This is a genomic window from Synechocystis sp. FACHB-383, assembly GCF_014698605.1.
In the GTDB taxonomy this organism is placed as follows: Bacteria; Cyanobacteriota; Cyanobacteriia; order Cyanobacteriales; family Microcystaceae; genus Synechocystis; species Synechocystis salina.
In genome coordinates, this window is the sequence record NZ_JACJTJ010000058.1 from 31,943 (window position 1) to 57,424 (window position 25,482).

Sequence of the window (25,482 nt, forward strand, 5' to 3'; positions counted from 1 at the left end):
ATTATGACCACAGTAAAAGGCAAAATTGGTGTCTTGATCGAAGAACACTTTGACGGCACTGAATACCGCTGGTTCAACGAATATTTTCCCGCCCATGGTTATGAAGTTGAATACATCAGCCACCTTTGGGGTCAACCAGAACTTAAATTTGGTTCTAACCCAGAAAATGATCAAGTGGAATACCATGTCACCGTCACAACGGAAGTCAATGATATAGACCCCAAAGATTACAAAGGCATCATTGCCATTGGGGCCTATGCCATGGACCGCCTGCGTTACCAAGCCACGGTAAAAAAAGGAGAAAAAAATCAGGCCCCAGGGGTGGTTTTTCTACGCAAAGCGGTGGGCACTAAAGGTTTGAAATTAGGCACCATTTGCCATAGTTTGTGGCTATTTTGTGCTGATCCCGATTTACTCAAGGGGAAAAAGGTTACCTGTGCCCATAACATTATTTGTGACGTGGAAAATGCTGGGGCTGATGTGGTGTACGAAGGAGACCAAACCTCCGAATTAGTGATTGACGGCGATCTAATTACCGGCAAACATCCCGGCATGATTGAACAATTTGTCAAAGTTTTTGTTGAGCAAATCGAAGCTTAGATTTTAAATCGGTACTGAATCCCCATGAATGCTCAAATTAATTTCCCCGTTTCTGATCTGATTGCTGGTTATGTGGTGAGCTATGACGCCGAGGATGGCATTTTTGTCCTCCACACCTCCGATCGCCGGGAATTCAAAGTTAAGCTCAGTCCCATGGCCTATGCCAAAGTAATCCAAAACTTTGATGAGGCCTATATTGATGCGACGGGGACCATGGGGGCATGGTTAACTCCCGGCAGATTTCTGTTTGTTTACGGTGTTTTTTATCCAGACAGCGATGTTTTTGACGGTAAACAGGTGGTTTTTGCAGGGAAAAAAGCCGAGGAATATGTTTTTGAAAAACAAGATTGGTGGATTAAACAGGTTTATGCCCTGGGTAAGTTTTATATCAAGGCTCAATTTGGCGAAGATGCCATTGATTATCGTTATTACCGCACTGATCTTTCCGTCAGTGGGCAACGATCCAGCGTTAATTTTCGCCAGGAAACCGATACCATTTCTCGCCTAGTCTATGGTTTTGCCACGGCGTTTATGATGACCGGTGAAGACCAATTCCTCGAAGCGGCGGAGAAAGGGACGGAATATTTGCGGGAGCATATGCGCTTTGTCGATAAGGACGAAGATATTATTTATTGGTACCATGCCATTGATGTGCAGGGGGAAAAGGAACAGAAAATCTTTGCTTCGGAATTTGGTGATGACTACGATGCCATTCCCGCCTACGAACAAATCTATGCTTTGGCTGGGCCAATCCAAACCTACCGTTGCACTGGCGATCGCCGCATTCTCCACGATGCCGAACAGACCATCAAATTGTTCGATAAATTTTTCCTCGATCAAAGTGAATATGGTGGTTACTTCTCCCACCTCGACCCGTTAATGTTAGATCCCCGCAGTGAATCCTTGGGGCGCAACCAAGCCAGAAAAAACTGGAATTCCGTCGGGGACCATGCTCCGGCTTATTTGATTAACCTTTGGCTGGCCACGGGTGAACAAAAATATGCAGACATGTTGGAATATACCTTCGACACCATTGAAAAGTACTTTCCCGACTACGACAACAGCCCCTTTGTGCAGGAAAGATTTTACGAGGACTGGAGCCATGACACTACCTGGGGGTGGCAGCAAAATCGGGCCGTGGTGGGCCATAATCTCAAAATTGCCTGGAATTTGATGCGCATGAATAGCCTCAAACCCAAGGAAAAATATGTGGAGTTGGCCAAGAAAATTTCTGACCTTATGCCGGGGGTGGGCAGTGACCAACAGCGGGGCGGCTGGTATGACGTAGTGGAGCGCCTCCTGGACAACAACAGTGGTTACCATCAATTTGTTTGGCATGACCGCAAGGCCTGGTGGCAGCAGGAACAGGCCATTTTGGCTTACCTGATCATGGGGGGAGCTTTGGATAGCGACGAATACCATCGCCATGGTCGGGAAGCGGCGGCTTTTTACAATGCTTGGTTCCTAGATTTGGAAGATGGGGGCATTTATTTTAACGTTCTCGCCAACGGCATTCCCTACCTAGCTGGTGGTAACGAACGGGCTAAGGGGAGTCATTCCATGAGTGGTTACCACTCCTTTGAATTGTGCTATCTGGCGGCGGTGTACACCAATTTCTTGATCGCCAAGCACCCCATGGACTTTTACTTTAAGCCCCTACCCAATGGTTTCCCCGACGGAATTTTGAGGGTCTCCCCCGATATCCTTCCTCCAGGCAGTGTGGCGATCGCCGGTGTGGAAATTGACGGCCAACCATACGAAAATTTTGATGCCCAACAGCTGACAGTCCAGCTTCCCGACACCCAGGAAAGGGTCAAAGTAAAAGTCCGTTTAATTCCCACCAACTAACCGAAATCCATGGACATTCAGATTGACCAACAGGAAGACATTGTCCTTGTCACCTTAGGGGGGGAAGTAGACGCCAACACTGCGCCTCAAATCCACCAAGCCATTCTTCCCCATGCCCAGCCAGGGGCAAAAATTCTCTTGGATATGACCGGGGTGCCCTACATGTCCAGCGCCGGGTTAAGGCTTTTGCTCTACCTCTATCGCCAAACAAAAGGTAACTCCGCCCAATTGGTTCTAGTCGGCCTGTCGGAGGAACTGCTGGACACCATGGCCGTAACTGGTTTTCTCGACTTTTTTTCGATTTGTCCCACCCTTGCTGAAGGCAAGAACGCATTTTCTTAGGCCACCATGGAACGCATTGATGTCCATCCGACCCACACCATTAACGGTTATCAGCTCCGCTGTGGCCAGCCTTTCCCCTTTGGGGCCACCATTGTGCCGGGGGGAGTTAACTTTTCCATCTATTCCAGCCATAGTACCGACTGTACCCTCGTGCTATTCGAGAAACAGGGCTCCCAACCCTTTGTGGAAATTCCCTTTCCAGAATCTTTTCGCATTGGCAATGTCTACTGCATGGTGGTATTTGACCTGGATTTCGAAAATCTGGAATACGGTTACCGCATGGACGGCCCCAACAACTTCCAGCAAGGCCATTGGTTCGATACCAGTAAAATTTTGCTTGATCCCTACGCCAAAGTAGTCAGCGGCCGGGACGTCTGGGGCACCCAACCCAATTGGGATGACGTTTACCAACACCGGGGACGCCTAAGCTTTGACGATTTTGATTGGGAAAATGACTCTCCCCTAGAGGTTCCCCTGGAAGACATGGTCATCTATGAAATGCATGTGCGGGGCTTCACCAAAGACCCTTCCTCCGGAGTTAAGGAAAACCATCGGGGGACCTTTGCTGGCATTCTGGCCAAAATTCCCTACCTGCAGGAATTAGGCATCAACACCATCGAATTGATGCCGGTGTTTGAGTTTGACGAGTTTGAACATAGCCGTTACCACCCAGAAACAGGGGAGTTTTTGGTTAACTACTGGGGCTATAGCACCGTTAATTTTTTCGCCCCCAAAGCAGGCTACGCGGCCACAGGCAAATTTGGCATGCAGATTGACGAGCTGAAAAACCTAGTCAAAGAACTGCATAAAGTGGGCATTTCCGTGATTTTAGATGTGGTATTTAACCACACGGCGGAAGGCAATGAACGGGGCCCCACCATTTCCTTTCGGGGATTAGATAACAAAACCTATTACATGCTCACTCCGGAGGGTTACTATTTCAATTTCAGTGGCACCGGCAATACCCTCAATTGCAATAACCCCATTGTGCGGGGCATGGTATTGGACTGTCTGCGTTACTGGACAGCGGAATTTCACATTGATGGTTTTCGCTTTGATTTAGCCTCCATTTTGGGTCGCGATCCCTGGGGCTATCCTTTGGCCAATCCGCCCCTATTGGAAACCCTGGCTTTTGATCCCATTTTGGCCCGGTCTAAATTAATTGCCGAAGCCTGGGACGCAGGGGGACTATACCAAGTGGGTTGTTTTCCTAGTTATGGCCGCTGGGCGGAATGGAACGGCAAATACCGGGATACGGTGCGGAAATTTATCAAAGGGGATGTAGGGGTCATTGGGGAAATGGCCCAACGGCTCCAGGGGTCCCCCGATCTTTACCAAGGGGCAGGGCGACCTCCTTCCACTTCCATCAATTTTGTTACGGCCCACGACGGTTTTACCCTAGCGGATTTGGTGGCCTATAACTACAAACATAACTACGCCAACGGGGAAAATAACAATGACGGAGCCAACGATAATTACAGTTGGAACTGCGGCGTAGAAGGCCCCACGGATGACCAGGGAATTCTCGCACTGCGGGCGCGCCAAATGCGTAACGCGATCGCCATTTTGTTGGTGAGTCAGGGAGTGCCCATGTTACTGATGGGGGACGAAATGGGCAAAACCCAGGGGGGCAATAATAATACCTACTGCCATGATTCCCCCTTGAATTGGCTCAATTGGAATTTACTCCAACAAAATCAGGACTGGTTCCGGTTTGTTAAACACTGTATTGCCTTCCGTTTGGCCCATCCTGTGCTGCGCAACAGTGAACATTTCCAAAACTGCGATTACCTAGGGGCGGGTTTTCCTGATATCAGTTGGCATGGAGTAAGTGCTTGGCATGCTGATTGGTCCGCCGATAGCCGGGTTTTAGCTTTTATGCTCTGTGGTCAACATGCTAAAGGAGGCAAAGTTAAGGACAATCAAATTTATGTGGCCATGAATATGCACTACGAAAGTCTTTGGTTTGAACTGCCAGCCCCCCCGGTGGGCACTACTTGGCACGTTTTTGCCAACACCGGAGCTATGCCCCCGGAAGATATTCATCCCCCTGGCCAGGAACCCCCTCTGGAATGCCAGTCGTCCATGCTCATTGGCGATCGGAGTGTAGTAATTTTATTGGCGAAGTAAATTGCCAAGGCAAATCTACTTTTATTCAATTATTCTTTTCTTATTAACCATGGCATTTAGCATTGAATTGGAAACCATTAATGGTCAGGCAAAATTAACCCTCATCGGCGAACTAGATGGGGGTACGGCTCCCTTGTTTAAAGAACAAATCGAAACAGCGGCCCAAGCTGATATCACCAGATTAGTTTTGATGATGGATCAGTTAGAATACATGTCTAGCGCCGGTTTAAGGGTTTTGGTGTTCGCCAAACAAAAAATGGGAATGGGGGTAGAGATTTTTTTGGTGGGAACCCAGGAAATGGTTAACGATACCATTGAGCAAACAGGGTTACATCAAAGCTTTCACATGGTAGATAGTTACGATTTTGCAGTCTGAGGCCGCTAAATACCCATAATCCTTTTATTAACTCGGGGAGAGAGGACCTAATTGCCTAACAATAAAGTAGAAACCGCATTGGTAGAAACCTAAATTATTCTTGGTACAGCACCCCATGAAACTGATTCAACCGTTCATGCAATCAATTCGGTTTCGCATTGTTGGGCTTCTACTACTTTGTCTGATTCCTCCTACACTGGGAGGGATTTTTCTCATCGATTCCTATACGGGAAGACAATTAAAAAAAATTGCAGAAAAAGATCTTCAAAGCCGTGCAAGGTTGATTACCCAATTAATTTCCCGTGCAGATCGGGAGCGGCAACAAAGTACTGCTTTTGTTGCTTCCGAACCAGTAATAACTGAATTCAATGTCGAAGAATCCCGGTATTTTTTAAACGAGTTCGTTAAATTTCATCAATGGAATGGCTTCTTCGTCGTTGCTAACCAAGAGGGAGAGTTAGTTGCCGGCAGTGATGGTGCCAATCAAGAAAAAGAATTGCCTCTGAAACGTTGGTTTGAAGAGGTAAAAGAAGCAAAGCGGCATGTAAACCGTTTATTTCCTGGAAAGACCTATGCAGAGAGTAAGGATTGTTTAATTGTGCCTATCCACAACAAAAATGATCAAACTCAAATTGGCATTGTTGTGGGCTGTGTTCCCCTACCAATTATTGCTGATTTTGTTCAAAAAATTCTAAAGGATGCTGAGCTTGAGCGTATCTTGTTAGTCAATTACCAAGGATATGTTTATGCCGATACCGACATCAAAAACTATAGCGTACTAGAAAACAGAAAAAACTCTCTTCTTGTTAATCAATTGCTCAATAACCAAGGTGGATTTGTTTATAGCCAAGGCCGGTTTTCTTATCTTTCTCCCGTTCATTTACGTGGAACAAAAACCTGGGGGCTAATTGTAGAAAATTCAGAATCTGATATTCAAACAGCTATTTTGAATGTTAATAGAATTGGCTATCTGTTGCTTTTAGTAATTGGGGTGATTGTGGCCTATGCTTCCTGGAGTGTCGTCCACCACAGCACAATTCCTATTTTAGAACTTACTAAGGCCTCCCAGGCGATCGCCGAAGGAAATTTGGACTATCCCATCACAGTTCAGGGCAAGGATGAAATAGGCATTTTGGGTAACAGCTTCATCCATATGAGAAATCAAATTAAAACCTTGATTGCCCAGGAAATTAAAGATGGTATGAACCGCTTGGAGCTGGAAAAAGGCCGACAAATCCAACAGAACTTTTTGCCCATTAGCTTACCCCAGTTACCCCAATGGCAAATAAATGCTGTTTTTGAACCGGCTCGAACCGTCTCTGGCGATTTTTATGACGCTTTTTTGCTAGGCAATGGCTATTTGGCGATCGTCATTGGTGACGTATGCGACAAAGGAGTAGGAGCCGCCATGTTTATGGGTCTATTCCGTAGTTTATTAAGGGTATTTTCTGGAGAAACCATGCCAGGAGATACCTGTATTCGTGACGTTAACTATAAATGTAGTGTCAGTGATAGTGATGACAAAAAAAAGGTTATTATACAATTTTTAAATGCAGTGCGACTTACTAATGATTACATTGCCACTGAACATGGAGACATGGCCATGTTTGCCACTTTATTTTTTGGTGTAATTGATATTAGTAATGGCAATCTAAGTTATATCAATGCTGGTCATGAACCAGTTTTTATTTTAAATTCTGAGGGTATTAAGCACAAATTAAAATCCACTAGTCCCGCTGTGGGGATGATGCCCGACTCCACTTTCACAATTGATAGTCTAACAATCGACCCTGGAGAAATATTAATTGGCTATACTGATGGTGTTACCGATGCCCGATCGCCAACTAAGGAATTTTTTGGACGCAAAAGACTAGCGGAAACGTTAACAACAAATTTTTCGACAGGAACAAAAATTCTAGACATAGTCAAACAAGAATTAATCAGTCATATTGATGATTCCATTCAGTTCGATGACATTACTATGATTGCTGTTTATCGTAATTAAGTGCCATGACTATTTTAAATTTTCCCGCTGATTTAGACGCTTTAAATAGTATTGGAAAACATATTTTAGATCAAGCTCAAGTGGTAGGATTACCAAAAAAAAGAGCTTATAAGTTGAGATTGGCAGTGGATGAATTGGCAACTAATATTATTAATTATGGCTATGCTAATGCACCGGGACACAATCAAATTAGTATCCAAGTAGAAGCGGATGAGCGTAAATTAAAGGTCACTATGGTGGATACTGGTCTCGCCTATGATCCCCGTGATCGCCAATTTGATCAATCAATTCTGAGCTTGGAGGCCGAGGACCGACCCATTGGTGGATTAGGAATTTTTTTGGCCCTGCAAAGCGTAGATGAATTTACCTATGAAGCGAGGGATGATAAAAATATTAGTTGTTTGGTGATGAACCTAGACTCCCCAGGCAATGGCTAATATTGCAATGGGAAGCAAATTAATTGAATAATTACAAAAATTCCTAACATTTGAATATTTGATTTGGCCACTGTAGTCCTTCCCTTGTTATTGCGCCCCTACCCATGGCGATGTTACCTCTGCCAAACTATTGCCGAATTGCCCCCCGCCAACCAGAGCCATTGCAAGAATGTCATAGCCAGCGGCCTATTACTTTGCAAAGTTTTCCAGGACTTAGTTTAAGTTTGCCTGAAGGAGGCTATTATTTAACGGCTAGAAAATATTTGTATGAACAGTTTAACCATAATCAAGTATTTAATGCTTGCATTGATTATCTGGCAAAAGCCTTAGAAAAATTAGGACTGTTAGACAGCAATACTTCAGCTAAATTACTGCTAGTTTTTCCTGACCACACCCGCACTGCCATTGCCACCCGTCTACTTTTAGACGTTATTTTTTACTTCAAAGAAACCTATAACCATTTAAAATTTACTATACTTTTTGGTTTAGGTACCCATCCCCCTATGAGAGACGAAAGTGTCAGCCAATATTTGGGAGAGGAGCGTTATCAAAAACTGATTGATCTAGGGGTTGCTATTCGTCAACAAACTACAATTTCTCCAGTGAAACCTCAAGTTGAAATTAAGGTGCAAGACCAGTTAAAGCTGGACGAAGTTTCTGATTATAGCTTTGCCAGTTTGAATAGGAACACTACCCAATTACAACAACAATTACATCAAACGATAGCTCATTTAAATACAGTTAACTTATCGGATTTAGATGAAAATTTATTAATAAAAAATCAATTTGAATTCACTAATCAAGCGAATGAATTAAATAAAGAATCTCAACCAATCACCACAGATTTATTTGACAATTTAAGTCTATCCCAAGAGTATTATCTTTCCTTGCCTGAAGAATTATGGCAACACCATCTCACCATTGTGGCAGGAGACACAGAGCTACACCCCTACGAAAGAAGGAGCGGAAGTGGCGGCTTGAATAAAATGTTGGTGGTGGGTTTAGCCAATATTCAGGCCATTCGCCGTAGTCACAGCACTAAAGTTTTGCTTAGTGCGCCAATCAACCTCAACACAGCAGAAAATGCCTTCGTTCATACCTTGGATCATTTAGTGGAGTGTTTTAATCAATCGCTATTAACCCATACTCCTTCCCTTGCCCGTACCTATCCCCTTGGTTTTTCCATTGTTTCCTTGCAAAATCAGCATATTAACGGTTTTTGGTTCGGTCAAAAGGATAAAAATCGGCAAGCTCTCACGGCGATCGCCAAAGAAAGTAACACTGTTCACTTACCTGAAAAAATTCATCTTTTGGTGGCGGATACAGACGAGAAGAAAGGTACGGATATTTTAGCTGGGGCTAGGGCTCTACAATACTTCTGCGAGTGGGATAGTGAGGAAAATTGTCTGTTAGCGGATACTCCACGTCAAAGAGTTGCCCTACTATTTAACCCTTGTCGAGAACAGCAAAACCATGGCGGCATTGGTAATCAGGGGACAAAAAAACAATTAGATATTTTACAAAAAATAGTTTGCAATAAAATAAATTTGCTTGATAAACAGTTACAGATTTGTAAAGATTTAGACGATGCTATCGGTATTATAAAAAGTTACCGTCGACAAGTTTTGACCGCTTGGCATCACCATTTACAATTGATTAGTGAATTTGATGATTTTCTTGTAATGGTCAAGAATCTAGTGTTGATAATCCAAGAACTATCCAGCTTATCTAAACATCAAATTAATACTAGGGAATTTCTGCAGGCAACTTTGGCAAATTATGCCAGTGACTACAGTGAAGAAGGAAAATGTGTTCAAGAATTACTTGATATTTATCTTAACCAGCAAAATTTAATGGCAGTGATTGCTAAAATTGATCAATTCCAAGAGTATTATCAATTTTCTGAGGGTTTAGGAGAAGGGGGGCAAAGGGCTTTGCGGTGTTTAAAGCTACTGCATAAATTTGAAACGTTCTTGCTGGCCACAGATAATCAAACCGTATTAAATTATTTAGCAAAGCTTGATCCAAATTTGGACAACTATCTTCCTTCAGCGTTAAGAAAAAAATTAAGTGAACACAAAATTCATCTAAATTTACTAGGTATTTGGGGCATTGATTTAAAGGTTTACTCACCCCAACAATGTTTGGAGTTAGCAATCAGCTATGGGCAATATTATAATCACCAGTCTCAAGATTTACGTATTGCTTTCTTGCAAGAACCATTAATTGTTTACCACTAGTTATGGTTAACTAATGAATTCATTATTGATTATTATTTTCCGTCTCTATCTACCCATCGGTGTGGCAATTTTAATTGGTATTTTACTGAGTTTTTTGCTTAAAAAATCACAGGTAAAAATTTTCAAAAATAATCATCTTTCTTTAATTATTCCTAATTATTTAGGTAAGTTCCTGTTTTGGTTTGGAGTTCCCCTCGGGGTAATCAATTTCATTCACAAAGCAAATTTATCTGGAGGAATTTGGCTCTCTCCCATCGTGGCGTGGTGCGCGGTTTTACTGGGACTCTTTTTAAGCTGGCTCTGGATCCAAACCCTTTTCCCAAAACCTTCCCTTGCTTCCCAAACTAGTTTTACTCTCGTTAGCACAGTAGGCAATACTGGCTACATCGGCTTTCCCATTATTTTATTGCTTCCCCAACTGGGACCAGATTATTTTGGTTGGGCAATTTTATATGATCTTTTGGGAACCTTCTTGGCAGCTTATGGTTTGGGGACGATTTTAGCAAGTCGCAATTTACTTACCCGCAATAAAGTAATAAACTTTGGCTCTGGATTATCAATAGTTTCCATTGATCAAACCACTATATTCCATTCCATCAAATCATCTATATTGCAAATTGTTCGCTGGTTACAAAATAACCTAGTCATCTTAGTTAAAAATCCTACTCTAATTGCTTTTATTCTCGGCTTAACCTTGCGTTCTATAGTCTTTCCCCCCTGGCTAGATATTTCCCTAGGATGGTTTGCATGGTCAATAATCATGCTTTCCCTAATATTAATGGGTATGAGACTACAACAACTTGACTCATGGAGCAACATTAAGATCGCTTTCAGCGCCGTCTCGATTAAAATGCTTTTAGTTCCCCTAGTTATAGCCATGGCCCTGACCACCGCTGGACTGAGTGGACCGCCTCGCCTAGTCCTGGTGTTGCAATCCGCCATGCCCTCTGCTTTTGCCAGCCTCATATTAGCAGAAGCTTATGATCTAGACCGGGATTTGGTAGTAACGTGCTTGGGGCTAAGCTCGTTGATGTTGTTTTTCACCCTGCCTTTCTGGCTATGGGGTTTTACCACTTGGTAAGTTTGGTTACCTAAAACTCTCCATTAATCACTGACTGGTATCAACATTTTGCATAAAACTTTACCAAGATTTTTATCCTTTCCTATTACCATTTGCCTGGTAACTTTCAGTTCTTTCGTTTTATTTGGCTGTGATTCTAATTCAGTTAACACGGTTTTAACCCCTGTTGATGATAACGTATTAAATGTATGGTGGAGTGAAGGTTATTATCCAGAAGAAACGGAAGCAATTCAATCTTCAATTAATGCCTGGCAAACTAAAAATAATGTTGATGTTCAAATAACTTTTTTCAGTGAAAAAGATTTAGTGCAACAGGTAGAAAATGCTATTAAAGCAGGCAATGCACCGGATATTATCTATAGTTACAGTATTGATCTGGTGCTCTTACCCCGGCTAGCCTGGGAGGGAAAATTGGCAGACGTTTCTAGCATCATTGAGCCGATTAAACAATCCTATGATCCAGAAGCGCTTAAAAACGTCAATTATTTCAATAATCAAATTCAAAAGCGTTCCTATTACGCTGTCCCCATTTCTCAACAAACAACCTACATCCATTATTGGCAAGATTTACTAGACCAGGCAGGAGTTAGTAATGATAAGCTTCCTAAGGAGTGGGATAGTTTTTGGCGCCTCTGGGAAGTTGCTCAAACAAATTTGACTAAGCAGAATATTAACAACATTTACGCGATTGGTTTGCCTATGTCCGCGGTGGCAACCGATACTTTTACGGTATTTGAACAGTTTTTAGAAGCCTACAATGTGCAACTTTTAGATGATCAAGGCAAGCTCCGCTTTGATGATCCCCAAGTCCGTCAAGGCATTATTAAAGCATTGCAAGCCTATACTAATCCCTATTTAGAAAATTTTGTTCCTCCCAATGCCATAGAATGGGGAGACCCGGACAATAATATTAATTTTCTGAGCAATGGTACCTTGATGACTGCCAACGGTTCCCTCTCAATTCCTGGCTCTCAAAAGGGAGATCCAATTAATTATTTCCGAAGAATGCGGACAATTCCCTGGCCTAATAAGCCGGACAATACCCCCATGCGCTATGTCACCTCTATTAAACAAATTGCTATCCTAGCCGAGACCGATCGCCTAGAGGAAGCAAAAAGTTTGGTGGGGTTCTTGGTCGAAACAGAAAATTTGGAAGCATATTTGCAGGGAGCCCAGGGACGATTTTTACCTGTCATGCCGGCGATCGCCGCTAATGAATTTTGGTCTAGTGGAAAAGATCCCCATATTGCAGTGGCCATCACCCAATTCGACAACGCCCGTAGTTCTTATGTCGTGCTTAACCCGGCCTACAGTGAAGTCTTAGCCCAAAACGTCTGGGGAGAAGTTATCCATGCCATTGCTACCAATCAAATAACGCCTGAAAAAGGAGCTGACCAAGCCATAGAAAAAATAACTGATATTTTTAGTCAATGGAAATAATTTCCCTATGCAAAGCTGGCGACGCAGGTTCCTAAGTTATATGCTTCTAGCCTGTTTATCCTGCATTAGTTTTACTGCTTTCATTACCTACATTAGTCTACGCCAAGCTGTAATTCAACCCACTTTTGAATTTTTAGCACAGGTAACAGAAGCCAAAATTGAGCAATCAAATCATTGGTTTGGTCAATTAAAAACTGATTTTAAAATAGATTTAACAGATACTCAAGTCAGAGAAAATGCCATTGTTTTATTAACTGAAAGACTGAATATTAGTCCAGACTATCAACAAGCTTACCACTACCTACATAAACGCTTTAGTGAAAAATATCAGCAACGCCTAGCTACCTCCTTAATTACCAATAGTGGCATAGTGATTTTTTCCACTGACCCTAATCAGGAAGGACAATATCGTCCCCTACAAAATACTACAACCTATTTTAAGCTGGAAAATATTGATGATTTGACACCAAATTTTTACCAGTCTGCCACCGACCAACTGCCAATGATAACCCTGGCAAGTCCATTATTAGACCAGTCAGAAACAAGAATTGGAGTGTTGACCATAGATTTAAATTTATCTGATCTTGACCGGTGGATTCGCCAACCTATAAAACCGAAGAAAAATGTCGGCGAATTATTAGGAAAAATAGATAGTTACTTAGTGGGAAAATTGTCTTTAACTACTAACACCTTCGTCAGCCATAATATTCATCGAGAGGGAAATCAAATTAATTTTGCTGAAAATACTATCTCAATTCCCACCTTGAAAAGCGATGGTATTAATAATGCTTTAGGAATGGAAAGTGGTCAAGGCTTGTATTTAAACTATGAACAAATTCCTGTTTTGGGAGTTTACCGTTGGTTGCCAACTTATCGCTTTGCCTTACTGGTGGAAGTTCAGCAGGCTGAAGTATTTCAATTGGCAAGGTTCCGTGCTGGGCAATTATTTGTTGGTGGTCTGGTGTTTATTGTAGTGGCCTCCCTCTGTTTATTACTGATTAAATTTTGATTTTAAATCATCTCCCTAATAAGTTATAAAATCAGAAGCATAGATGGCCACCTTTAAATTTACAGAACGTATTTTAAATACAGGAAATCAAGCTTTTTTTTGGCAGAAACAGCATCAATTTTGCGGCTATCAAAAATGGGACAAACCCTAATGTATAAATTTTCCGAATGCCCATTGGTAAAAAAATGTAGAGTCGCCAGACAAAGCCAGCCCCAATCCTTATCTTTGCTGGTGTACCAATAGCCTCCATATTCCTCTTCTCGATTTTCAAACTGCAGATGATAACCAGGAAAACCCTGGGCACTAAAAATCAACTGAAACGTTGAGCTATCCCTTGATTCAAGGCCGAGACGAGCTTTGGCTAACTGAGTTAAAACTGCATAAGCTCCAGCCACAAATGGTTCTGCCCAAAGCCCAACCTCCGGTGCATCAAAAAGCCAAGTATGGCCTAACCAATAGGGTTAGATGATAAATAAACTATTGTTCATGGGATTCCATCAATTAATAAATAAAACTAGCGCAACGGTCTGAAGCAAGCAGATACTTTGGGGTCTATCCTGTCCTTTTGACCCTACATTCCGCAGGCTCTACCAATAGTTACTAAATTTTCGGAAAAACACTACAGATAGCGTAGTTTTTGCGTATTGGCTGACTGGGGGTCAAGAGGCAAACTCCGAAATAGGCTTGCCGTCGTACTCGACTTCAGACGAAGGTGTACTACGTGCGGAATGTAGGTTTGACCGGTTAATTGTTTCAGCATAGGTAAATTTTTTTGCGGAAGGTATGGACAATGGCTGTCATTTACCTGGAAGTCACCTGGAAATTCTGCCACTCCCACAGTAAAGGCCGCCTAACCCCGTAAAATGGGTGGCAATTAGTTTTCTCGTATTTTTTTCATTGTTGTGAACACCACGGCTTCCCCCCATTGGCCCCTCTTTCTCCAGCAGTTGTTGGACCGGCAGTCCCTCACCCGCCAACAGGCAGTGCAATTAATGGAGGGTTGGCTTGACGATGCTATTCCCCCGGCCCTTTCCGGAGCCATACTAGCGGCGATCCAAGCTAAGGGGTTAGATCCTGAAGAGTTAACGGGCATGGCCCAGGTACTCCAGGGACAGTCCCAGGGGGCCCAAAGACCGGAGATGGTAGATCCATTGGTGGATACCTGTGGCACCGGGGGAGATGGTTCTTCAACCTTTAACATTTCCACGGCGGTGGCTTTTGTAGTGGCCGCTGGAGGAGTAAAAGTAGCCAAACATGGTAACCGTTCCGCCTCTAGCAAAGTTGGCTCTGCCGATGTCTTAGAAGCGTTAGGTCTCAACCTCCAAGCTGGGCCCGAGCAGGTGGCGGCAGCGGTGTCGGCGGTGGGTATTACTTTTCTGTTTGCGCCGGGTTGGCATCCGGCCCTTAAAAGTGTGGCTCCCATTCGTAAAACGCTTAAAGTTCGCACCGTATTTAATTTGTTGGGGCCGTTAGTTAATCCTCTCCGTCCCACCGGCCAGGTAATTGGGGTTTATTCTCCGGATTTTCTCTCCGTGATGGCGATCGCCTTAAAAAATTTGGGTACTGCTAGGGCCTTGGTGATCCATGGTCGGGAGAAATTAGATGAAGCCGGCTTGGGGGCTCCCACAGACATAGCTAGTTTCAACCAGGGGGAAGTAACCACCCAAGTGCTGGATCCCCAGGATTTTGGTTTAACTCCGGCTCCTTTGACCGCCTTAAAGGGAGGGGAATTGGCTGAAAATGAGGCCATCCTCAGCCAGGTTTTGCAAGGCAAAGGAACCCAGGCCCAGATTGATGCGGTGGCCCTCAATGCTTCTTTAGCTTTCCAGGTGGGCAATGCTGTGCCCTGGGGCGACCATGGCCAAGGTATTGATTTGGCCAAAGATATTTTGAAGCAAGGGGCCGGCTGGGACAAACTACAACAGTTGGTAGCATTCCTGGAGGGCTAGGTTTAGTTAACTTTGTTCCCATAATTGTCGTTGCTGCTGAATCAAATCCACTCCCCGGGAAGTGCCCAAGCGGGTGGCACCAGCCTCGATTAAGTCTATGGCTTGCTCCACCGTGCGAATCCCTCCGGACGCTTTAATTCCGACCCGTCCTTGGCTGATTTGATGTAACAATCGCACATCGGCAACGGTAGCCCCTTTACCCCAGCCGGTGCTGGTTTTGAGATATTGCACCCCCGCATCCAAACAAATTTCCGCCGCTACTCTTTTTTCCGATTCCGTTAGCCTACCCATTTCTAGAATGGCTTTCACCGTTAGCCCTGTGGATTCCACAATGGGGGCAATGTCGTTGTAAACGGCTTCCATATTGCCGTCTTTCAATAGCCCCAAATTAATTGCCACATCCAATTCGGTGGCCCCCAATTCCGTTGCTTCCTGGGCTTCATAAAGTTTACTGCTGCTGGTGCTAGCCCCGGAGGGAAAACCAATCACCGCACAAATTTCCACTTTTTTGCCCCGCAACAATTCCACTGCCTTGGGTAGGGCACTGGGGTAAAGACAAACCGCAACAAATTTATGGTGCAGAGCTTGGGCACAACAGGCGGCGATCGCCTCACTGGTGGTGGCGGGGTCTAGGGCCGCGTGGTCGATGTAGGGGGCGAGGTCAAACTGACGGGATTTTTCCATGGAATTAAATGACAAGGGCGGGGTTAATTACTGGACTTTTGCCTGCGGATTTCAATAAAAATCGCTAGTGGGCACCTCGTCATCGGCTGGAGCAATGGGTAAATTGGCAAAACCCTCCAGCAAACCGTACACAGCCCAGATTGCCATGGCCCGCAGATAATGACTAGCCCGGAAAGTCCCCACCGCAGTGATTGCCTCTGGAGTGCGGAACTGCAAACCATTGCTATACACCTGGTTAACCACCGTCTCGGTCATTTTTAAAGCTTCTTCTTTTTTGCCCATTTGGATCAAAAAGGCCGCTAAACCGAAGTTAATGCCCGTCCATACTTCCAGGGGATGGGTATCGTTGGGATTTTGGGGGGAACCGTCGGGCAAAAGACCATTGGCGGCCCCTAGTTCCCCATGGGAAAATTTGAGGAAACAGGTGTCGTACACTTTGGCCAAAGCTTTCTCAGCGTACTTATTTTCCACCACATCCGGCAGATTTAATAACCGAGCATAAAATTGCCCACAGAGTTGATCCGCCATCACCACCTTGGAACCGCTTTGACTATCCAGGTTGTAGTATTCGCCATTCCAAAGGGTGTCGTGATACAAACTACGGGCTTGGGCTAACCAAGTTTCATACCTGGCGATCGCCGTTGCCATTGCTCCGGTGTCCAAACTCGTTTGTTGGGGAGGATTTGCCAACAGATATTTACCCATCACCAAAGCCGCTTCCAGGGCCGCAATCCATAAACCACCACAGTAGGCACTAATGCCCTGTAAACGCCAATCATCAAAGGTTTGATCCGGGGCGCCGGAATTTTCCGGGATGCCATCGTTATCCAGATCAAATTCCTTCAAATAATCCAACGCCGCTGTGACACTAGGCCAACATTCCCCCAAAAACTCCCCATCCGCATCGGGCAAAAGTAAAAAATCTCGGTAGACCAGTAAAACAAAGTCACTGCCCAAATCCTTCCAGAGGTTACAGTCCTGGTAAGCAGTATAATTACTCCTTTCCCAAGGATGCTCGTTGGGAGCCCCCAGGTCGTGGGGAGTAGCATTTTTCACTTTGCGGGGAGCGAGGGAAAGGTTATAACCAATTACCCGTTCCTTCGGATCTGCGGTGGGAATGGCCCGGGCAAAGGCCAGCATGACCGCCTGCTCCAACTTAGGCCAATGCATCAATAGCCCAAAGGAGCCATAGAGTCGCACATCTAGGCTTTCATACCAGCGGTAGTCCATGCATTCACAGACCCCAAACTGTCCCACCGGATCATTTTCCGTTGCCGCTGTCCACAGAGTTCCCCCCTGGGTTAACAGGTATAATTCGTTAAAAAGGGCCATTTTGAGCCAATTGGGTAACTGGGGGTTGTCCAGAATAGGGCCCTGCCAAGCCTCGATTTTTTGCCGCCAAGTGTCGCTATGTTTCAGGGCAGTGCGGATCACGGACCAAACATTTTTGCCGTTGCGGCCATAGAAATCCGTATAGCGACGGTAATAGGTCACCCCCTCTGCAAATTCGGTAATGGGTAAGTCCCAAGCCAACAGGAAGGGAATTTTTTTGGTTTTTCCCGGTCGCACAGTGAACCGTAAACAAAGGGCCCCCGCAATTTGTTCCCCCGGTTCCGCCGCCGTTTCATCCTGGATATCCGGTAAGGAACCATTGCCCGCAAACCAGTCCCACACGTCCGCTCCGTCCCCACTGGGATTCCAACGATTGTGATAAAACACTTCCACGCTGGGATTGCTGACACTGGCAATGCACATTTGCCCTTCCCCTTCCCGGAGAGCGTCGTGGGGTTGCACCCGATTAAATAAACAGCCGACCCGGAAACCATCCTGGATCCACTGGTTAAAATTGCCCGTACTGTCGCCCCAGCGGGGTTGATATTCATACTCAGGGCTACCATCGTCCCGCAGTTTGACAGTGGGGGATTTGATGGCATTGGTAAACCAACCCACGGTGTTCTGCCAGGTGAGCATAATGCTCAGGGTGATGGTTTTATCGGTGGGGTTATGGACAGTCCAGTCAAAAATGGCGAGGGGATAGCTACTTTCTTGGTAATTGCCGCCCCACACCGGGGAAAACTGTTCACAGATTAATTCACTTTTAAAAACGCCCTGATACTCGTTCCAACTGCGGGGATAGAGGGCGCTGTATCGCCCTTTCTCGTTGGGATACCATTGCCAACGGCCTAGACTCCCATCCTCCGGGGCTTCGGTGGCCATGGCATAGGCTTGGGCTTCTTCCCCTGCCACCTGTTCGTAAATACTAAACTGACAGGCAGGCAAATTTTTAAAAACGTGGTTACCCCCGTCCAGATGCCAGAGGTTAAACTTGCCCGTCGGCGATCGCCCAATGCAACCGGCCCCAAACCCCCCTAGGGGCATGCCATGGTCCGGGCCATCGTCAAGGTTACTAGCGTAGCGGACAGTGTAGGGCTTTTCCCAATCCTTACCAATGGGTCGTTGCCAAGCGCAGGAAGGAATTTCGGGTTTCTGGACTAACAGGGACATTAGGGGCAGGGACGATGGATTGGTTTAGTTGACTGTCTGCATCATGGTAGTCGAACAAGGGGAATGGGGGAAGGTATGGCTTTTTGTGGCCAAAACTAAGGAATAGTCTTTCTGAGTTCCCCATTGAAAAGGCGATCGCCAAAAGATAAATAAGCCATATTCCGGCGAATGACCATTTCAACCCTTAATTATTTTGGTTAGCAACGAATTTATTAACCAGTTCAACATCAATATCTAATTCCTTGGCAATTTCGGCGATCGTCAGGCCTAATTTCTTCAGCAAGGGTATGGTTTCCAGTTTTGCTTCCAGCCGACCTTCTAGTTTCCCTTCCAGTTTGCCCTCTAATTTGCCTTTGAGTAAGCCTCGTTGTTCCCCTTCCCGTAAGATTTCTTGATAGACAGCAGATTCCTTCATGATTTCACTCCTTAAAATTGTTCTAATAAGCTCAGGGGCCAGCAGAATTCCTCCAAAAACCGAGGTTGCTGCCATAAGATTTGCCTTAACTCGATTATCCTCAATCTGATCCAGTGCAGTCGCCACTTCCCTTAATTTTAATGCGGGGTCAGAGGTCTGGGTCAATACCGCTAGGGGCAATAGTCCTGGACTTTGGAGAAATGCTTCCGATGGCTGCTCCCAGAGCCGAATCGATTGATAACGGTGCAAAGTCTCCCCTACCTGAAAACTATCCTGATAAACCAAGTCATTACTACTACGTTTTAGGTAGATGACAAATTGGTGCATCGTCTTCTGGGGAAAACGACGATATACCCTCACCCGATAGTCCAGCATCCGAAAACCCATGGTGGGGTCAGGCTCCGTTTGGAATTCCAGATGTAACACTAAGTCTTCCGATTGCTCCAAAATCAGGGAATCAGCCCGAATTGGCTCCAAAGATAGTTCCGTCGGACTGAGCTTGGTCAATTTGATTGGTCGTCCCAACAACCACGCGGCATAGTCTTCGGAAAATGATTCGGCGAGGAATTTACAGAGATTATCAAACATACCGAAATTTTACTGGCGATCGCCATTGGAGAAAAAGATCCAGTAATTCGGTATGACGATAACCGGCTGCGCATTATGGGTGCTGATTGGCGGGAAAGTATAACCGGCTAAAGCCCGGCTTTCTGTGGGGTCTATATTTGATGGCACCGTGGATTACCACCGTTGCATTGAGGGTGTTGCAGGCGATCGCCGGATCGTCAACGCATTCCGCCAGAAACACTGCCCCAAAGCCGCCAGTGCCCAGTAAAGACTGTAGGACATACCGCCCGCCCAGACACTTTTGCTCTAAACCTCTCCAGGACGACAAAAACATAGGCTTTCAGATAATTCCATTAATTGCTTGACTATTATTAGAGTTAGAATTCCTAGGTAATTGTCCCTTTTTGGAGAAGTATGCCGCAATCGGAATCAAACATTGCCCTGCTAATTGATGCGGATAATGCCCCTGCGTCCAAAATTGAGGCGATCGTATCGGAAATTGCCAAGTATGGAGTGGCCAATATTCGTAAAGCCTATGGCAACTGGAAAAGCCCTAACCTAAAAGCCTGGGAAGAGTGTTTACATGAATATGCCATTCGTCCCGTGCAACAGTTTGATTACACCAAGGGTAAAAATGCCACTGATGCTGCCATGATTATTGATGCCATGGATTTACTCTATACCCAGCGGTTAGATGCTTTTGCCATTGTATCAAGTGATTGTGACTTTACCCCCTTAGTGATGCGAATTTTGACCAATGGACTCAAGGTTTATGGATTTGGTGAGAAAAAAACGCCTTTGCCCTTTGTTTATGCTTGTTCAACATTTTTATACCTAGAAAGTATTGATCAAATTGAAAATTCTGAAGGGGCCCTCCAAAATTCCACCAGTGTTAAAAAAACTGGGAAGGAATTGAAACAGGACGCAAAATTAATTAGTTTACTCAGGAGTGCTATTTCCAGCACCATTGATGACGATGGCTGGTCAAGCTTAGCGGAAATCGGTGGCCACATTAAAAATCAGGCATCCTTTGACTCCCGCAACTATGGTTACGCCAAACTAAGTAGTTTGTTTGAAGCGATCGACCTATTTGAAATTGAGCGCAAAAATAGGGCAATTTACGTCAGGAACAAGCAGAAAAAATCTGCTCCATTCAAATCATAATTCTAGGGCTCACCATCGCAGAAATATTTCAATATCCTATTGGACGGAAACTAGCCATCGTTGCTAATCTAGACAGAGAAGAATCGAGCAGCATAGTCAATATTACAATAACCTTGACGACCCGCCGGGGCACATCTTCCCCTTGCAAGGTTAATTCTCAAAAATAGAAGATGTACCAAAAAAATTAGTGGCTAGGTCAATTGATCAATGGTTAAAGTTTGGTATGGCTACCATCACAGTAGGGGGGATTATCTGTGTGTTTACAAAGGCAGAGAGTGACTTTTTGGGATTCCTCCAGGGTGAACTTTTTCGGAGTAAAACCCGTACCTTTATGGCTGCCATCGCAGAAAGGTTGATTGGCAGACTTGCCACAGGCACACCAATAATAGTCTCCTGCTTCAAGCTCCATAACGATGGGTTTTGTATCTGCAACTGTTGGTTCAGTCATTATTTTCTCCTCTCAGGATGTTAGTGAAATTGGCTAAAGTTGACAAAACTAAGGTAAGTCAAACAGCAAAAATTCCGTTGCCCCTTCTTGGCCAGTAAAGGTGATGGTTTGCTCTCCGCTAATGCCTGCTCCATCCCCGGTTTTGAAGGTTTTCCCATTTAATGTCAGATGACCTCGGACAATCTGTAGCCAAGCCTGACGGTTCGATAGGCTGTAGCTAATCGTTTCCCCCTTTCCTAGGACCGAGGCGTAAACGTAAGCATCTTGGTGGATGGTGACGGAACCATCTCGGCCATCGGGGGATGCCACTAGTCGTAATTTGCCCTGTTTGTCCTCGGTGGAAAAAAACTTTTGCTCATAACTGGGTTCCACCCCCAATTGGTTGGGAGTGATCCAAATTTGCAATAGATGAACAGACTGGTCGGGGGAGGGATTAAATTCGCTATGGAGAATACCGGTGCCGGCACTCATGCGCTGCACATCCCCATGACGGATAATTGAACCATTGCCAATGCTGTCCTGATGTTTTAGTTCCCCTTCCAAGACATAGGTAATAATTTCCATGTCTTGATGGCCATGGGTGGCAAAACCCTTACCAGGGGCGATGTAGTCTTCGTTAATGACCCGCAGGTTAGAGAAATTTATGTGGGCGGGGTCATAGTAATGGGAAAAGGAAAAGCTGAAATAACTATCTAGCCAGTCGAGTTTGCCACGACCCCGGGCTTCGGAGGGGCGGAGTGTGATCATGGTGACCTCCGTTATTTTTGTCGGTTGAGGTTTGTGACCTTGGTTCCCATTCTAGTTTGCATCTCCAATAAAGACAATATGCTAATTTAAATGCAGATTGTATCTAGAATAGGGACAATAAGGAAATCAATGGACAAACTTGAAAGTATTTATGCCTTTACCCAGGTGGTGCGGGAGGGCAGTTTTGCGGCGGCGGCGAGGAAAATGAATTTGGGGCGATCGGCAGTGAATAAGATGGTAATTGCCCTAGAAAATGAACTTAAAATACAGCTTCTCCACCGCAGTACCCGTAAAGTTACCCTTACTCCCACAGGGCTAGCCTTTTATGAAAAATCGGTGCAAATTTTGGCAGATTTGGAGGAGGCGGAATTGTCAGTGTCCCAACTCCATGGGGAACCGAAGGGTCTGTTGCGGATTAATGCGCCCATGACCTTTGGCACTATGTACGTTGCGCCGCTGGTGGCGAAGTTTATGGCTTTACATTCCCAAGTAGAAGTCCAGTTAACTTTGGAGGATCGATTTGTGGATGCGATTGCCGAGGGATACGACCTCTTAATTCGCATTGCCCAACCGATGGCATCGGCTAGTTTGATTTCCCAGCCCTTGTGCCAGACTAAGTTACTGCTTTGTGCGTCACCGGAATATTTAGCTCGATCAGGTATGCCTGAAACTCCGGGGGATTTGAAAAACCATAATTGCTTGCTCTATGGTTATTTCAGCACGGGCAGTCAGTGGCGGTTGCTCAATCAAGGGGGGGAAGAAATCGTATCGGTCTCCGGTAGTTTTTGCTCCAATAATGGGGAGGCTTTGGCGATCGCCGTGGCCCAGGGTTTGGGCATTGCGCTGTTGCCCCAGTTTATTGTCCAACCCTATTTGGAAGCGGGAAAAATGCAGGTCATCTTGCCGGACTATTGCCTACGGGAATTAACTGTTTCCATGGTTTATCCGGTTAACCGCCACCTGGCCACCAAAGTTAAACTCTTTACTGAGTTTCTCAAAACCCACTACCGCAAATAGGCAATGGTTACTCCCGATCCCCCTTCATTCTGGGGCGCTAGGGCATAACTTTTCACCAGGGGATGGTGTGACAAGTATTCCTGCACCCCTTGGCGTAATTTGCCGGTGCCTTTGCCATGGATAATCCACAATACTCCGGAATCTAAGGCTTGGTTCAGGGCCTTTTCCACCCGAGATTCGGCTCGTTCTAGGCGATCGCCACGGCAATCTAGGGTATTTTTTTCTGTCCGCACCACCGCCAGGGGGGATTTAGCTTCCGTTGCTTGGGGCCCAGCTTTAACTTTTTTCGGTGTCGGTTCCGGCTTGGGGGGAGGTTCCACCTTTTTGCCGTCGAGGGATTCAATGTCTGCCATGGGCACAGTCATTTTCATCAGACCGAGGGTGACGTTAACGGTTTGGGCAGCGCCATTGACCTGGGTCACTTCCGCAGTTTGGCCAAAGCTGGGAATACGAATTCTTTCCCCCACCATGGGCTGATAACCCAAGGGTTTAATGGCCACCATGGCCTTTTGCTCAGCTTGGATTTCCCCCAGGGCCTCTGTGGCTCGTTGGGCCTTTTGGGCGCTGGGTTTACCCCGTTGTAGTTGGCGGATAACTTTGGCGATTTCTTCCTTGGCAGCGGCGATCGCCTGTTGCACTTCCTGGTCTTGGTAGGACTTTAATTCCCTTTCCCTGGCCTGCAGACTAGCCGCTTTTTGGGAAACCTGTTCATAAAAGATTTCCGTTTCTTGGAGTAATTTTTGGGCATTGGCCGCCTTTTGTTCCTGTTCCCGCCGCTGACTTTCCAACCCGGCAATGACTTGGTTAATGTCTTCAGAAAAACCGCCTAATTTGTCCTTAGCCTCTTCAACTATGGCCAGGGGCAATCCCAAACGTTGGGCGATCGCCAGGGCATTGGAGCGGCCGGGAATGCCCCAAAGTAAACGGTAGGTGGGGCTAAGACTTTGGTCATCAAATTCCACCGACGCATTTTCAAAGCGGGCATCTTGATATTTCAGCGCCTTCAGTTCCCCGTAATGGGTGGTGGCCACCGTTAAACAGGGCTGGTCGGCCAAGTGACGCAATAGGGCGATCGCCAGGGCACTGCCTTCGGTGGGATCGGTGCCGGCCCCCACTTCATCCAGCAAAACTAAGGAAGGGGACACAACCTGGGCTGGGGATTCAATTGCCTGGTCAACATCATCCGATTGATGGGGAAGAGCCTGCAAAATGCGGATAATGCGGCAAATATGCCCCGAAAAGGTGGAAAGATTCTGTTGCAAAGACTGCTCATCCCCAATATCTGCCAATATCTGGGCAAACCAAGGTAATTCCACCGGCTCCTTGGCGGGAATATATAGCCCCACTTTGGCCATCAGGGCAATTAAGCCCAGGGTTTTGAGAGTAACGGTTTTTCCCCCCGTATTGGGCCCCGTAATGGCAATGACCCGAATTTGGGCATCAATGGTCAACGTGATAGGGACCACCGCTGGTCCCCCTTCCTTTTCCGCTTGCCAATGGAGCAGGGGATGGCGTAACTGTCGTAATGTAATTGGTTTGTTATCCCCTGGAGTTAACCATTGGGGGGGATGGGCCCCCAGCCAGAAACTATAACGAACCCTGGCCGTAGCTAAATCCAAGCGGGTGGCGATCGCCAACAGATGTTCCAAATCCGGCAACACTTCCAGCACTTGGTCACTGAGTTGCCTTAAAATCCGTTCTTCTTCCGTTTGCTCTTGGCGACGGGTTTGCCGTAGCTTATTGCCCAATTCCACAATGGCTTGAGGCTCCACATAAAGGGTGTTACCACTGGCGGAACTATCGTGGACAATACCGGGCATTTGTTCTTTGTAACCCGCTTTGATGGGTAAAACAAATCTGTCCCCCCGTTGGGTAATCACCGCCTCCTGGAGGGCATTGCCCTGGCGCTGGATAATTTTTTGCAGTTTTTGCTGGATTTGCTCCCGTATGGCTTTTAATTTTTGACGAATTTCCCCTAATTTAGGGCTGGCCCGCTCCGCCACTTTGCCATCTTCCCCAAGGCAATGGTGGATGGCCTGTTCCAACTCCGGCAGGGTTCTTACTTCTGCCACCAAGGTTTGCAAAATTTCCAGGTCATCCCGTTCTTCAATGACCCGTCGCAATCTTCTCACCCCGGCCAAGGTGCTGGCGATCGCCAACAGTTCCAGCCCCGTGGTCAAGCCGCCCCGTTCTACTCGGGCTAACGGTTCAGTGATATCGGCAATGCCTTTAAAATGCCAGTTGCTCTCCGGGGAATTTTCAATCAGCTCCACCGCCTGGGTCTGGGCCAGCAAGGCCTGACTTTCTTGCCATTGGTCGGGAGGCAACAAATAGCGGGCGGCGATCGCCCCCAGGGGAGTTTGGGTAAAAGTGGACAAATGCTGACAGAGCCTCGGCCATTCCAACAGGGCTAAGGTCTCCTCTGCAATGGTTAAATTGATGGAATCACTCACTCTTTATTTCTTAAGACATACTAAT

General features: G+C 45.7%; 22 protein-coding genes. 14 read left to right on the plus strand and 8 right to left on the minus strand.

Translation table 11 applies throughout. The annotated features are described in order from the left end of the window. The first annotated feature begins 3 nt into the window (after positions 1-3). From H6G45_RS17830 to H6G45_RS17880, 11 genes are all read left to right on the plus strand, one after another. Entirely contained in the window at positions 4-600 is a 597-nt protein-coding gene (locus H6G45_RS17830) for a DJ-1/PfpI family protein (RefSeq protein ID WP_190599732.1), read from the plus strand. A 24-nt stretch (positions 601-624) separates the two neighbouring features. Beyond that, positions 625-2,448: an AGE family epimerase/isomerase gene (locus H6G45_RS17835; RefSeq protein ID WP_190599733.1), complete on the plus strand. Its 1,824-nt coding sequence runs from the start codon at positions 625-627 to the stop codon at positions 2,446-2,448. A 9-nt stretch (positions 2,449-2,457) separates the two neighbouring features. Then, complete coding sequence (locus tag H6G45_RS17840; protein ID WP_190599734.1) at positions 2,458-2,790, plus strand: anti-sigma factor antagonist; 333 nt, start codon at positions 2,458-2,460, stop codon at positions 2,788-2,790. 6 nt (positions 2,791-2,796) lie between these two features. Further along, positions 2,797-4,920: a glycogen debranching protein GlgX gene (gene glgX / locus H6G45_RS17845; RefSeq protein WP_190599735.1), complete on the plus strand. Its 2,124-nt coding sequence runs from the start codon at positions 2,797-2,799 to the stop codon at positions 4,918-4,920. Positions 4,921-4,969: 49 nt separating this feature from the next. After that, positions 4,970-5,296: an anti-sigma factor antagonist gene (locus tag H6G45_RS17850; protein WP_190599736.1), complete on the plus strand. Its 327-nt coding sequence runs from the start codon at positions 4,970-4,972 to the stop codon at positions 5,294-5,296. A gap of 115 nt (positions 5,297-5,411) precedes the next feature. Continuing rightward, the gene (locus H6G45_RS17855) at positions 5,412-7,301 is read left to right on the plus strand and encodes a SpoIIE family protein phosphatase (RefSeq protein ID WP_190599737.1); all 1,890 of its coding nucleotides are present in this window, start codon (positions 5,412-5,414) and stop codon (positions 7,299-7,301) included. A 5-nt stretch (positions 7,302-7,306) separates the two neighbouring features. Next, positions 7,307-7,738 carry an anti-sigma regulatory factor gene (locus H6G45_RS17860; protein WP_190599738.1) on the plus strand — a complete coding sequence of 144 codons (432 nt, stop codon included), beginning with the start codon at positions 7,307-7,309 and terminating at the stop codon, positions 7,736-7,738. Positions 7,739-8,268: 530 nt separating this feature from the next. Beyond that, complete coding sequence (locus tag H6G45_RS17865; RefSeq protein ID WP_242018240.1) at positions 8,269-9,978, plus strand: hypothetical protein; 1,710 nt, start codon at positions 8,269-8,271, stop codon at positions 9,976-9,978. 13 nt (positions 9,979-9,991) lie between these two features. Further along, positions 9,992-11,059 (plus strand): AEC family transporter, encoded by a 1,068-nt coding sequence (locus H6G45_RS17870; RefSeq protein WP_190599740.1) that lies wholly within the window; start codon positions 9,992-9,994, stop codon positions 11,057-11,059. Between the two features lie 48 nt (positions 11,060-11,107). Then, on the plus strand, positions 11,108-12,499 hold the full coding sequence (locus H6G45_RS17875) for an ABC transporter substrate-binding protein (protein WP_242018241.1): 1,392 nt from the start codon (positions 11,108-11,110) through the stop codon (positions 12,497-12,499). A gap of 40 nt (positions 12,500-12,539) precedes the next feature. Continuing rightward, positions 12,540-13,508, plus strand: a complete 969-nt coding sequence (locus H6G45_RS17880) for a cache domain-containing protein (protein WP_242018242.1) — start codon at positions 12,540-12,542, stop codon at positions 13,506-13,508. 59 nt (positions 13,509-13,567) lie between these two features. Here the strand turns inward: H6G45_RS17880 and H6G45_RS17885 are convergent, their stop codons facing one another. Further along, positions 13,568-13,903, minus strand: coding sequence for a hypothetical protein (locus H6G45_RS17885; RefSeq protein WP_199309850.1), 336 nt, complete (start codon positions 13,901-13,903; stop codon positions 13,568-13,570). 507 nt (positions 13,904-14,410) lie between these two features. Here H6G45_RS17885 and trpD point away from each other — a divergent pair. Continuing rightward, positions 14,411-15,457: an anthranilate phosphoribosyltransferase gene (gene trpD, locus H6G45_RS17890; RefSeq protein WP_190599742.1), complete on the plus strand. Its 1,047-nt coding sequence runs from the start codon at positions 14,411-14,413 to the stop codon at positions 15,455-15,457. Positions 15,458-15,463: 6 nt separating this feature from the next. On the opposite strand, the gene deoC is transcribed toward trpD, so the two are convergent. From deoC to H6G45_RS17910, 4 genes are all read right to left on the minus strand, one after another. Next, the gene (gene deoC, locus H6G45_RS17895; RefSeq protein ID WP_190599743.1) at positions 15,464-16,141 is read right to left on the minus strand and encodes a deoxyribose-phosphate aldolase; all 678 of its coding nucleotides are present in this window, start codon (positions 16,139-16,141) and stop codon (positions 15,464-15,466) included. Positions 16,142-16,192: 51 nt separating this feature from the next. Next, positions 16,193-18,646 (minus strand): GH116 family glycosyl hydrolase, encoded by a 2,454-nt coding sequence (locus H6G45_RS17900; protein WP_190599744.1) that lies wholly within the window; start codon positions 18,644-18,646, stop codon positions 16,193-16,195. Positions 18,647-18,830: 184 nt separating this feature from the next. Continuing rightward, positions 18,831-19,649, minus strand: a complete 819-nt coding sequence (locus tag H6G45_RS17905; RefSeq protein ID WP_190599745.1) for an Rpn family recombination-promoting nuclease/putative transposase — start codon at positions 19,647-19,649, stop codon at positions 18,831-18,833. A 73-nt stretch (positions 19,650-19,722) separates the two neighbouring features. After that, positions 19,723-19,962, minus strand: coding sequence for a hypothetical protein (locus tag H6G45_RS17910; RefSeq protein ID WP_190599746.1), 240 nt, complete (start codon positions 19,960-19,962; stop codon positions 19,723-19,725). 80 nt (positions 19,963-20,042) lie between these two features. Between H6G45_RS17910 and H6G45_RS17915 the strand changes: the two genes are divergently transcribed. After that, positions 20,043-20,792: an NYN domain-containing protein gene (locus H6G45_RS17915; RefSeq protein WP_190599747.1), complete on the plus strand. Its 750-nt coding sequence runs from the start codon at positions 20,043-20,045 to the stop codon at positions 20,790-20,792. Between the two features lie 211 nt (positions 20,793-21,003). Here the strand turns inward: H6G45_RS17915 and H6G45_RS17920 are convergent, their stop codons facing one another. Then, on the minus strand, positions 21,004-21,240 hold the full coding sequence (locus H6G45_RS17920; protein WP_190599748.1) for a CDGSH iron-sulfur domain-containing protein: 237 nt from the start codon (positions 21,238-21,240) through the stop codon (positions 21,004-21,006). A gap of 48 nt (positions 21,241-21,288) precedes the next feature. After that, on the minus strand, positions 21,289-21,987 hold the full coding sequence (locus H6G45_RS17925) for a pirin family protein (RefSeq protein WP_190599749.1): 699 nt from the start codon (positions 21,985-21,987) through the stop codon (positions 21,289-21,291). A 129-nt stretch (positions 21,988-22,116) separates the two neighbouring features. Between H6G45_RS17925 and H6G45_RS17930 the strand changes: the two genes are divergently transcribed. Continuing rightward, positions 22,117-23,004, plus strand: coding sequence for a LysR family transcriptional regulator (locus H6G45_RS17930; RefSeq protein WP_190599750.1), 888 nt, complete (start codon positions 22,117-22,119; stop codon positions 23,002-23,004). Here the strand turns inward: H6G45_RS17930 and H6G45_RS17935 are convergent. Further along, a complete protein-coding gene (locus H6G45_RS17935; protein ID WP_190599751.1) occupies positions 22,992-25,457 on the minus strand; it encodes an endonuclease MutS2 in 2,466 nt (821 codons plus the stop codon). The genes H6G45_RS17930 and H6G45_RS17935 overlap by 13 nt on opposite strands. Positions 25,458-25,482: the final 25 nt, after the last annotated feature.

Bases quoted from the DNA above. Each gene is read 5' to 3' on its own strand.
- H6G45_RS17830 (WP_190599732.1), top strand. From the start codon at position 4: ATGACCACAGTAAAAGGCAAAATTGGTGTCTTGATCGAAGAACACTTT.
- H6G45_RS17835 (WP_190599733.1), top strand. From the start codon at position 625: ATGAATGCTCAAATTAATTTCCCCGTTTCTGATCTGATTGCTGGTTAT.
- H6G45_RS17840 (WP_190599734.1), top strand. From the start codon at position 2,458: ATGGACATTCAGATTGACCAACAGGAAGACATTGTCCTTGTCACCTTA.
- glgX (WP_190599735.1), top strand. From the start codon at position 2,797: ATGGAACGCATTGATGTCCATCCGACCCACACCATTAACGGTTATCAG.
- H6G45_RS17850 (WP_190599736.1), top strand. From the start codon at position 4,970: ATGGCATTTAGCATTGAATTGGAAACCATTAATGGTCAGGCAAAATTA.
- H6G45_RS17855 (WP_190599737.1), top strand. From the start codon at position 5,412: ATGAAACTGATTCAACCGTTCATGCAATCAATTCGGTTTCGCATTGTT.
- H6G45_RS17860 (WP_190599738.1), top strand. From the start codon at position 7,307: ATGACTATTTTAAATTTTCCCGCTGATTTAGACGCTTTAAATAGTATT.
- H6G45_RS17870 (WP_190599740.1), top strand. From the start codon at position 9,992: ATGAATTCATTATTGATTATTATTTTCCGTCTCTATCTACCCATCGGT.
- H6G45_RS17880 (WP_242018242.1), top strand. From the start codon at position 12,540: ATGCTTCTAGCCTGTTTATCCTGCATTAGTTTTACTGCTTTCATTACC.
- deoC (WP_190599743.1), bottom strand. From the start codon at position 16,141: ATGGAAAAATCCCGTCAGTTTGACCTCGCCCCCTACATCGACCACGCG.
- H6G45_RS17900 (WP_190599744.1), bottom strand. From the start codon at position 18,646: ATGTCCCTGTTAGTCCAGAAACCCGAAATTCCTTCCTGCGCTTGGCAA.
- H6G45_RS17905 (WP_190599745.1), bottom strand. From the start codon at position 19,649: ATGTTTGATAATCTCTGTAAATTCCTCGCCGAATCATTTTCCGAAGAC.
- H6G45_RS17910 (WP_190599746.1), bottom strand. From the start codon at position 19,962: ATGTTTTTGTCGTCCTGGAGAGGTTTAGAGCAAAAGTGTCTGGGCGGG.
- H6G45_RS17915 (WP_190599747.1), top strand. From the start codon at position 20,043: ATGCCGCAATCGGAATCAAACATTGCCCTGCTAATTGATGCGGATAAT.
- H6G45_RS17920 (WP_190599748.1), bottom strand. From the start codon at position 21,240: ATGACTGAACCAACAGTTGCAGATACAAAACCCATCGTTATGGAGCTT.
- H6G45_RS17925 (WP_190599749.1), bottom strand. From the start codon at position 21,987: ATGATCACACTCCGCCCCTCCGAAGCCCGGGGTCGTGGCAAACTCGAC.
- H6G45_RS17930 (WP_190599750.1), top strand. From the start codon at position 22,117: ATGGACAAACTTGAAAGTATTTATGCCTTTACCCAGGTGGTGCGGGAG.